The sequence below is a fragment of the Streptococcus oralis genome (genome assembly GCF_001579025.1).
GTDB classification, from domain to species: domain Bacteria; phylum Bacillota; class Bacilli; order Lactobacillales; family Streptococcaceae; genus Streptococcus; species Streptococcus oralis_X.
Genome location: NZ_KQ970235.1, coordinates 634,381 through 644,150 on the forward strand (window position 1 = coordinate 634,381; position 9,770 = coordinate 644,150).

Genomic DNA, 9,770 nt, shown 5'->3' on the forward strand with positions numbered 1-9,770 from the left:
AAAGATTAGAATTGTCAAAACAATCTGTCTAGGCTTGATTTTATCCATTATTTACTATAAAATGAGAAGGAAAAACGTCAAACTTTTATATTGCAAATAGGAGAAAAAATGACAAAAACATTAAAACGTCCTGAGGTTTTATCACCTGCAGGGACTTTAGAGAAGCTGAAAGTAGCTGTTCAATATGGTGCGGACGCAGTCTTCATCGGCGGACAGGCCTATGGTCTTCGTAGCCGTGCAGGAAACTTCACCTTTGAACAGATGGAAGAAGGCGTGCAGTTTGCTGCTAAGTACGGTGCCAAGGTCTATGTGGCTGCTAACATGGTTATGCACGAAGGAAATGAAGCTGGTGCTGGAGAATGGTTCCGTAAGTTGCGTGACATTGGGATTGCCGCAGTTATCGTGTCAGATCCAGCCTTGATTATGATTGCAGCAACAGAAGCACCAGGTCTTGAAATACACCTCTCTACCCAAGCCAGTGCGACCAACTATGAAACTCTTGAGTTCTGGAAAGAACTTGGGCTAACTCGCGTGGTTTTGGCCCGTGAAGTTTCAATGGAAGAATTGGCAGAGATTCGCAAACGCACTGATGTTGAGATTGAGGCCTTTGTCCATGGAGCTATGTGTATTTCTTACTCAGGTCGCTGTACGCTCTCAAACCACATGAGTATGCGTGATGCCAACCGTGGTGGTTGTTCACAGTCTTGCCGTTGGAAATACGACCTCTACGACATGCCCTTTGGTCAAGAACGTAAGAGTCTTAAAGGTGAAATCCCAGAAGAATTTTCGATGTCTGCCGTTGACATGTCTATGATTGACCATATTCCGGATATGATTGAAAATGGTGTAGACAGTCTCAAGATTGAAGGCCGCATGAAATCTATCCACTATGTTTCAACAGTGACTAACTGTTACAAGGCGGCTGTAGATGCTTATCTCGAAAGTCCTGAGAAGTTTGAAGCCATCAAACAAGACTTGGTGGACGAGATGTGGAAAGTTGCTCAACGTGAATTGGCAACAGGTTTCTACTACGGTACACCGTCTGAAAATGAACAGTTATTTGGCGCACGTCGTAAAATTCCTGAATACAAGTTTGTCGCTGAAGTGGTTGCTTATGATGATGCGACTCAAACGGCAACCATTCGTCAACGAAATGTCATCAACGAAGGCGATCAAGTTGAGTTTTATGGACCAGGTTTCCGTCATTTTGATGCTTATATCGAAGATCTTCATGATGCCAAGGGCAATAAAATCGACCGTGCTCCAAATCCAATGGAACTCTTGACAATCAAGGTTCCACAACCTGTTCAAGCAGGTGACATGGTTCGTGCTCTGAAAGAAGGGCTCATCAACCTCTATATGGAAGACGGGACAAGTGTTACAGTTCGTGCCTAGATAAGGAAAAGGGAATGATACAAGCTCAAGGTTTATTGGTAGATGATGAAAGCAGATGTGTTCATTATCATAGTGAAAAGGATATTGTTTCACTCCAGTGTTATGAATGCAAAAAATACTACGCATGCTATCAGTGTCACAATACTATGGAGACACATGTTTTTTCTCCCTATCCCTTGGCGCTTTTTGAGGATCGACCAATCTTATGTGGGGGTTGTAAGAGGACAATGACTTTCCAAGAATACCAAAAACAGATGGCTTGTCCTTACTGCAGTGCACCATTTAATCCAGGTTGTAAACAACACTATTCCTACTATTTTAAATAAAATGAATCGATCCAAGTTTCAAACTTGGATTTTTCAGTTTGTTTCAGAAAATAGAGTAAAATCAAGAAAAATTCGCAATCTAAAATGGAAAAACTTTCTATAGAATGGGGTAAAAACAGCAAAAATAGAAATAAATCATATGAAACGCTTTCAACGTAAGTAAAAAGTTGACAAATCAAAATTTTAGGACTAAACTAAGTAAGTAAATTTTAAATAAAAGGAGAATTCATCATGAATTTAACATTTTTCGGTCTTTGTCTTGCCTGTATGGGTGTATCTCTTGCAGAAGGTATGTTGATGAACGGTTTGTTCAAATCAGCTGCTCGCCAACCAGACATCATTCCACAATTGCGTAGCTTAATGATCATGGGGATTGCCTTTATCGAAGGAACATTCTTTGTAACTCTCGTATTTTCATTTATCATCAAATAAAGAGAAGTATAAAATGGAAAAGGGAGGATTTTAGATGGAAGAAAGTATCAATCCAACCATCAATATTGGTCCTGTTACCTTTGATTTGACCTTGACAGTATTGACCTTGCTGTCTGTAGTCGTTATTTTTGGCTTTATCTATTGGGCAAGTCGGAATATGACTGTGAAACCCAAAGGAAAGCAAAATGTACTTGAGTATCTCTATGACTTCGTAGTCGGATTTACTGAACCTAATGTAGGCTCACGGTACATGAAAGATTACTCACTCTTTTACTTGTGTTTATTTCTTTTTATGGTGATTGCAAACAATCTTGGTTTGATGGCCAAACTTCAAACTACAGATGGGACAAACCTTTGGACATCGCCAACTGCCAATCTTCAGTTTGACTTGGCCTTGTCATTTGGAATTATCCTGATGACCCATATAGAAGGAATTCGTCGCCGTGGTGTTAAAAAGTATCTGAAAGGCTTTGTTACCCCAGGTTTTATGACACCGATGAATCTCCTTGAAGAAGTCACGAATTTCCTATCACTTGCTTTGCGGGTATTTGGAAATATCTTTGCCGGAGAAGTGATGGCTAGTTTGCTAATCACACTTTCTCATCAGGCTCTATATTGGTATCCAGTCGCATTTGTTACCAATCTTGTCTGGACGGCGTTTTCTGTGTTTATTTCCTGTGTTCAGGCTTACGTATTCACAGTCTTGTCTTCTATGTATCTAGGAAATAAAATTAATGATGAAGAGTAGAAAGGAGTAACAGATGCACGTAACAGTAGGTGAATTAATTGGTAACTTTATTTTAATCGCTGGCTCTTTTATCCTTTTGATTGTCTTAGTTAAGAAATATGCGTGGTCAAACTTGACAAGTGTCTTCGAAGAAAGGGCAAATAAAATTGCTGCTGATATTGATGGAGCTGAACAGGCTCGTCAAAAAGCAGAAACTCTTGCCCAAAAACGTGAAGATGAACTGGCTGGTAGTCGCAACGAAGCCAAAACAATCATTGAAAATGCTAAAGAGACTGCAGAGAAGAGTAAAGCAAATATTCTGGCAGATGCTAAAGTAGAAGCAGGTCGCTTAAAAGAGAAGGCGAATCAAGAAATTGCTCAGAATAAAGCTGAAGCTTTGCAAAGTGTTAAGGGCGAGGTGGCAGATTTGACGATTAGTCTCGCTGGTAAAATCATCTCAAAAAACCTTGACAGTCATGCTCATAAGGAACTCATTGATCAGTATATCGATCAGCTAGGAGAAGCCTAATGGACAAGAAAACAGCAAAGGTAATTGAAAAGTACAGCATGCCTTTTGTCCAATTAGTGATTGAAAAAGGAGAAGAGGACCGGATTTTTTCAGACTTGGATCAAATCAAGCAAGTCGCAGAAGAAACGGGCTTACCTTCTTTTTTAGCTCAGGTGGCAGTTGATGAGTCTGATAAGGAAAAAACAGTTGGTTTTTTTCAAGACTCTGTCTCACCTTTAATGCAAAACTTTATTCAGGTTCTGATTTACAATCACAGAGCAAATCTTTTTTATGATATCATTGTTGATTGTTTGAATCGTCTTGAAAGAGAGACCAATCAGTTTGTAGTCACGATCTCTTCAGCTCATCCTTTAACAGATGAACAGAAGGAACGTTTGCTTCCCTTGATAGAGAAAAAATGTCTCTGAAAGTACGGAGTATTAAAGAACAAATTGATGAAGGACTCATTGGTGGTTTTGTCATTTTTGCTAATCACAAGACAATTGATGTGAGTATAAAACAACAACTTCGAGTTGTTAAAGAAAATTTGAAATAGAAAGTGGTGTTCTTTTGGCAATTAACGCACAAGAAATCAGCGCTTTAATTAAGCAACAAATTGAAAATTTCAAACCCAATTTTGATGTGTCTGAAACGGGTGTTGTAACCTATATCGGGGATGGAATTGCGCGTGCTCACGGTCTTGAAAATGCCATGAGTGGAGAGCTGTTGATTTTTGAAAACGGCTCTTATGGGATGGCGCAAAACTTGGAGTCTACAGACGTTGGGATTATCATCCTTGGAGACTTTACAGATATTCGTGAAGGTGATACCATTCGCCGTACAGGTAAAATTATGGAAGTACCTGTGGGGGATAGCCTGATTGGACGTGTTGTCGACCCACTTGGTCGTCCAGTTGATGGTCTTGGTGACATCCATACTGACAAAACTCGTCCAGTAGAAGCGCCAGCTCCTGGTGTTATGCAACGTAAGTCTGTATCAGAACCATTGCAAACTGGTTTGAAAGCTATTGACGCCCTTGTACCGATTGGTCGTGGTCAACGTGAGTTGATTATCGGTGACCGTCAGACAGGGAAAACAACCATTGCGATTGATACAATCTTGAACCAAAAAGGGCAAGATATGATCTGTATCTATGTAGCGATTGGACAAAAAGAATCAACAGTCCGTACACAAGTAGAAACACTTCGTCAGTATGGTGCCTTGGATTACACAATCGTTGTGACTGCCTCTGCTTCACAACCATCTCCATTGCTCTTCCTAGCTCCTTATGCTGGGGTTGCTATGGCAGAAGAGTTTATGTACCAAGGCAAGCATGTTTTGATCGTATATGATGATCTTTCAAAACAAGCGGTCGCGTATCGTGAGCTTTCCCTCTTGCTTCGTCGTCCACCAGGTCGTGAAGCCTTCCCAGGGGATGTTTTCTATCTTCACAGCCGTTTGCTTGAGCGCTCAGCTAAAGTTTCTGATGAACTTGGTGGTGGATCTATTACAGCCCTACCATTTATCGAGACACAAGCGGGAGATATCTCTGCCTATATCGCAACCAACGTGATTTCTATCACTGACGGACAAATCTTCCTTGGTGATGGTCTCTTCAATGCGGGTATTCGTCCAGCCATCGATGCGGGTTCATCTGTATCCCGTGTAGGTGGTTCTGCACAAATCAAAGCCATGAAGAAAGTAGCTGGTACACTTCGTATCGACCTTGCTTCATACCGTGAGTTGGAAGCCTTCACTAAGTTTGGTTCTGACTTGGATGCAGCAACACAGGCTAAGTTAAACCGTGGACGTCGTACTGTGGAAGTATTGAAACAACCTGTTCATAAACCACTACCTGTTGAGAAACAAGTAACCATTCTCTATGCTTTGACACATGGTTTCTTGGATACGATTCCAGTAGATGACATTGTTCGTTTTGAGGAAGAGTTCCATACTTTCTTTGATGCTCATTATCCAGAGATTTTGGGAACCATTCGTGAAACAAAAGACTTGCCAGATGAAGCAGTCTTGGATGCTGCGATTACAGAGTTTCTCAATCAATCCAGCTTCCAATAAGAATAGAGGTGTCAGATGGCAGTATCTCTAAATGATATTAAAACAAAAATCGCCTCAACCAAAAATACGAGTCAAATCACTAATGCCATGCAAATGGTATCGGCTGCCAAGTTAGGTCGCTCTGAAGAAGCAGCGCGCAACTTCCAAGTTTACGCTCAGAAAGTTCGTAAGCTTTTGACGGATATTCTGCATGGTAACGGATCTGGTGGTTCTACCAATCCGATGCTCATCAGTCGCCCAGTTAAGAAAACAGGCTATATCGTTATCACTTCAGACCGTGGCTTGGTTGGAGGTTATAATGCTTCCATTCTTAAAGCCGTTATGGAGTTGAAAGAAGAATACCATCCAGATGGTAAAGATTTTGAGATAATCTGTATCGGTGGTATGGGAGCTGATTTCTTTAAGGCTCGTGGTATTCAGCCAATCTATGAACTACGTGGCTTGGCAGATCAACCTAGTTTTGATGAAGTTCGTAAAATTATTTCAAAAACGATTGAGATGTACCAAAACGAACTTTTTGATGAATTGTACGTCTGCTACAACCATCATGTCAATACTCTCACAAGTCAAATGCGTGTGGAACAAATGCTTCCGATTGTTGACTTGGATCCAAATGAAGCGGATGAAGAGTATAGCTTGACCTTTGAGTTAGAAACGAGCCGTGATGAGATTCTAGAGCAATTGTTGCCACAGTATGCTGAAAGTATGATTTACGGGGCTATTATCGATGCCAAGACAGCTGAAAATGCTGCAGGTATGACCGCCATGCAAACGGCGACCGATAATGCTAAGAAGGTCATCAATGATTTGACAATCCAGTATAACCGTGCTAGACAGGCGGCGATTACACAAGAAATTACAGAAATCGTAGCGGGGGCGTAGTGCCTTAGAATAAGGCTTTGCCTCCCTCGTATCAAAATGAACTTAGGACCTAGTTGAGCTAGGAACCGACAGTATCTTATATAGAATAGGAGAAGGAGATGAGTTCAGGTAAAATTGCTCAGGTTATCGGACCCGTTGTAGACGTCTTGTTTGCAGCAGGGGAAACACTTCCTGAGATTAATAATGCACTTGTCGTCTACAAAAATGACGAAAGAAAAACAAAAATCGTCCTTGAAGTAGCCTTGGAGTTGGGTGATGGTATGGTCCGTACGATCGCCATGGAATCAACAGATGGTTTGACTCGTGGAATGGAAGTTTTGGACACAGGCCGTCCAATCTCCGTGCCAGTAGGTAAAGAAACTTTGGGACGTGTCTTCAACGTTTTGGGAGATACCATTGACTTGGATGCTCCTTTTGCTGAAGACGCTGAGCGTCAGCCAATTCATAAGAAAGCTCCAACTTTTGATGAATTGTCTACTTCATCTGAAATCTTGGAAACAGGGATTAAGGTTATCGACCTTCTTGCCCCTTACCTTAAAGGTGGTAAAGTTGGACTTTTCGGTGGTGCCGGAGTTGGTAAAACTGTCTTGATCCAAGAATTGATTCACAACATTGCCCAAGAACACGGTGGTATTTCAGTATTTACCGGTGTTGGGGAACGTACTCGTGAAGGGAACGACCTATACTGGGAAATGAAAGAATCAGGTGTTATCGAGAAAACAGCCATGGTATTTGGTCAAATGAATGAGCCACCAGGAGCCCGTATGCGTGTTGCCCTTACAGGTTTGACAATTGCTGAATACTTCCGTGATGTAGAAGGCCAAGATGTGCTTCTCTTTATCGATAATATCTTCCGTTTCACTCAAGCTGGTTCAGAAGTATCTGCCCTTTTGGGTCGTATGCCTTCAGCCGTTGGGTACCAACCAACACTTGCTACAGAAATGGGTCAATTGCAAGAGCGTATCACATCAACCAAGAAGGGTTCTGTAACCTCTATCCAGGCTATCTATGTGCCAGCCGATGACTATACTGACCCGGCGCCAGCAACAGCTTTCGCTCACTTGGATTCAACTACAAACTTGGAACGTAAGTTGGTACAGTTGGGTATCTACCCAGCCGTTGATCCGTTGGCTTCAAGCTCTCGTGCCTTGGCACCTGAGATTGTTGGTGAGGAGCACTATGCAGTTGCTGCTGAGGTTAAACGTGTCCTTCAACGTTACCATGAATTGCAAGATATCATTGCTATCCTTGGTATGGATGAACTTTCTGATGAAGAAAAGACTTTGGTTGCACGTGCCCGTCGTATCCAGTTCTTCTTGTCTCAGAACTTTAACGTTGCAGAACAATTTACTGGTCAACCTGGTTCTTATGTACCAGTAGCGGAAACAGTTCGTGGCTTTAAGGAAATCCTTGAAGGAAAACATGACCAGTTACCAGAAGATGCCTTCCGTGGTGTCGGTTCAATCGAAGACGTCATTGCTAAGGCAGAAAAAATGGGATTTTAAGAGGTGATCTATGGCTCATTTAACTGTCCAGATCGTGACACCAGATGGCCTCGTCTATGATCACCATGCCAGCTTTGTATCGGTACGAACTCTGGATGGTGAGATGGGGATCTTGCCACGACATGAAAATATGATTGCGGTTCTAGCGGTTGATGAAGTGAAGGTGAAACGTATCGATGATGATACTCATGTGAACTGGATTGCAGTGAACGGTGGAATTATCGAGATTGCTAATGATATCATTACTATTGTAGCAGACTCAGCAGAGCGTGCTCGTGATATTGACATCAGTCGTGCAGAACGAGCGAAACTTCGAGCTGAACGAGAAATCGAAGAAGCCCATGACAAGCACTTGATTGACCAAGAACGTCGTGCGAAAATCGCATTGCAGCGTGCTATCAACCGTATTAATGTTGGAAATAGACTATAAAAAAATGAACTTGAAACTCAAGTTCATTTTTTTTAATGTGGGAAGTTGATGCAGACTGCTTCAGGGACATGGAAGTCGTTAGAAAGCTCTGCAAGACGACCACTTTTAGGATTGCGCTTAAAGACGGTTGCGTTATCAGAATCTTGATGAACAGCAATGAGAAACTCTTGATCAGGAGTTAGGTCGAAATCACGTGGATTTTTACCATGGCTTGGTACAATCTCTAATAATTCCAAGCTACCATCAGCGAGGATTGTATAGACTGCAATGGAATCATGACCTCGGTTGGATGCATAGAGGTATTTGCCATCTTTTGAAAGACGAATGGCAGCAGTAGCATTAAAGCCTTCGTATCCATCTGGTAAGGTTGAAATAACTTGCATGCGTTCAAATTCACCAACCCCATCATAAATCAAGACCTCTATAGTGCTATTAAGTTCGCAGATGAGATAGGCAATCTTATAGTGTTGGTGGAAAACGATGTGGCGTGCACCTGCCCCAGCTTGGCTGTGATAAGTGTAGAGTTTATTTAGTTTTCCTTCTGGACTAACATCATAGGTTGTTACCTCATCTGTTCCTAAATCACAGGTGACGAGGTACTGGTCAGGTGTTAGATCCGTAAAGTGTACATGTGGGGAAGTTTGGTTTTCATGAGGTCCTTGTCCACTATGCTGATCTAGATCTGTTTGGATGAGGCTACCATCTGTTTGACGTTTATAAACCAGAACTTGTCCTTTATGATAGTTGGCTCCATAAACGAGACTACGCTTTTCATCCACTGCCACATAGCAATGAGGAGCGCCTTCTTCAACCACATGATTTAGCAAAGCGCCATCTGTCTTATATGCAGCGATTCCACCTAAGCCATCCTGGCTCCCTACAGTGTATAAGTGTTGCTGTTGGTCAAAGGCAAGGTAGGTTGGACTTGGTTCAGCAGCAAAGAGTTCAAGATTTGCAAGCTGGCCTGTTTCTGTATCAAAATCTGCCTTGTAAATCCCTTTAGATAAGCGACGAGTGTAAGTTCCAAAATAAACAGTTTCTTTCATGTCCATACCTCTTAATAATGATAAGTTCATTATACCACAAAATGGCAGTCATGAAGCACTAGATTCATTCATGTAAGCACTTTAAAAAAGAGTTATTTTAGTCTAAAAATGGTATAATGAAAGAATGACAGAAAGGATGTATTTATGGAACATAAAGAGAAACATTTTAGCCTATCTTGGTTTTTTAAGTGGTTTTTAGATAATAAAGCCATCACTGTATTTTTAGTAACCTTGTTACTGGGGCTAAACATTTTTATTCTAAGTAAGATTAGTTTTATCTTTTTACCAGTTTTGGATTTTCTAGGAGTTGTCATGTTGCCAGTTATTTTATCTGGTTTACTTTATTACCTCCTCAATCCGATTGTTGACTGGATGGAGAAGCACAAGATCAATCGTGTCCTTGCCATTAGTATTGTTTTTGTCATTATCGGTCTCTTTATCAT

General features: G+C 41.4%; 11 protein-coding genes and 1 pseudogene. 11 read left to right on the top strand and 1 reads right to left on the bottom strand.

What is annotated here, in order from left to right; genetic code table 11:
* Positions 1-108: 108 nt before the first annotated feature.
* The 10 genes and pseudogenes from SORDD27_RS02980 to SORDD27_RS03025 all read left to right on the top strand — a co-directional run bounded on the left by SORDD27_RS02980 (position 109) and on the right by SORDD27_RS03025 (position 8,281).
* Entirely contained in the window at positions 109-1,395 is a 1,287-nt protein-coding gene (locus SORDD27_RS02980; protein ID WP_061427222.1) for a peptidase U32 family protein, read from the top strand.
* 14 nt (positions 1,396-1,409) lie between these two features.
* Positions 1,410-1,721, top strand: coding sequence for a CHY zinc finger protein (locus SORDD27_RS09605; RefSeq protein ID WP_008279616.1), 312 nt, complete (start codon positions 1,410-1,412; stop codon positions 1,719-1,721).
* 231 nt (positions 1,722-1,952) lie between these two features.
* On the top strand, positions 1,953-2,153 hold the full coding sequence (locus tag SORDD27_RS02990) for a F0F1 ATP synthase subunit C (RefSeq protein ID WP_001054555.1): 201 nt from the start codon (positions 1,953-1,955) through the stop codon (positions 2,151-2,153).
* A 34-nt stretch (positions 2,154-2,187) separates the two neighbouring features.
* Positions 2,188-2,901 (top strand): F0F1 ATP synthase subunit A, encoded by a 714-nt coding sequence (gene atpB / locus SORDD27_RS02995; RefSeq protein WP_061427225.1) that lies wholly within the window; start codon positions 2,188-2,190, stop codon positions 2,899-2,901.
* Between the two features lie 13 nt (positions 2,902-2,914).
* Positions 2,915-3,409 carry a F0F1 ATP synthase subunit B gene (atpF, locus tag SORDD27_RS03000; RefSeq protein WP_061427227.1) on the top strand — a complete coding sequence of 165 codons (495 nt, stop codon included), beginning with the start codon at positions 2,915-2,917 and terminating at the stop codon, positions 3,407-3,409.
* Positions 3,409-3,944, top strand: a pseudogene (locus SORDD27_RS03005) (F0F1 ATP synthase subunit delta). The gene atpF and the pseudogene SORDD27_RS03005 overlap by 1 nt, the downstream one beginning before the upstream one ends.
* Before the next feature lie 14 nt (positions 3,945-3,958).
* Entirely contained in the window at positions 3,959-5,464 is a 1,506-nt protein-coding gene (gene atpA / locus SORDD27_RS03010; protein ID WP_000996618.1) for a F0F1 ATP synthase subunit alpha, read from the top strand.
* Positions 5,465-5,479: 15 nt separating this feature from the next.
* Positions 5,480-6,346 carry a F0F1 ATP synthase subunit gamma gene (locus SORDD27_RS03015; protein WP_061427228.1) on the top strand — a complete coding sequence of 289 codons (867 nt, stop codon included), beginning with the start codon at positions 5,480-5,482 and terminating at the stop codon, positions 6,344-6,346.
* A 98-nt stretch (positions 6,347-6,444) separates the two neighbouring features.
* Positions 6,445-7,851 carry a F0F1 ATP synthase subunit beta gene (gene atpD / locus SORDD27_RS03020; RefSeq protein ID WP_000094372.1) on the top strand — a complete coding sequence of 469 codons (1,407 nt, stop codon included), beginning with the start codon at positions 6,445-6,447 and terminating at the stop codon, positions 7,849-7,851.
* A gap of 10 nt (positions 7,852-7,861) precedes the next feature.
* The gene (locus SORDD27_RS03025) at positions 7,862-8,281 is read left to right on the top strand and encodes a F0F1 ATP synthase subunit epsilon (protein WP_000940836.1); all 420 of its coding nucleotides are present in this window, start codon (positions 7,862-7,864) and stop codon (positions 8,279-8,281) included.
* A 32-nt stretch (positions 8,282-8,313) separates the two neighbouring features.
* Here SORDD27_RS03025 and SORDD27_RS03030 read toward each other — a convergent pair whose 3' ends face one another.
* Entirely contained in the window at positions 8,314-9,327 is a 1,014-nt protein-coding gene (locus tag SORDD27_RS03030) for a lactonase family protein (RefSeq protein WP_061427230.1), read from the bottom strand.
* Between the two features lie 144 nt (positions 9,328-9,471).
* On the opposite strand from SORDD27_RS03030, the gene SORDD27_RS03035 reads away from it, so the two are divergent.
* The coding region (locus SORDD27_RS03035; protein ID WP_155718885.1) for an AI-2E family transporter at positions 9,472-9,770 on the top strand (299 nt) is incomplete at its 3' end.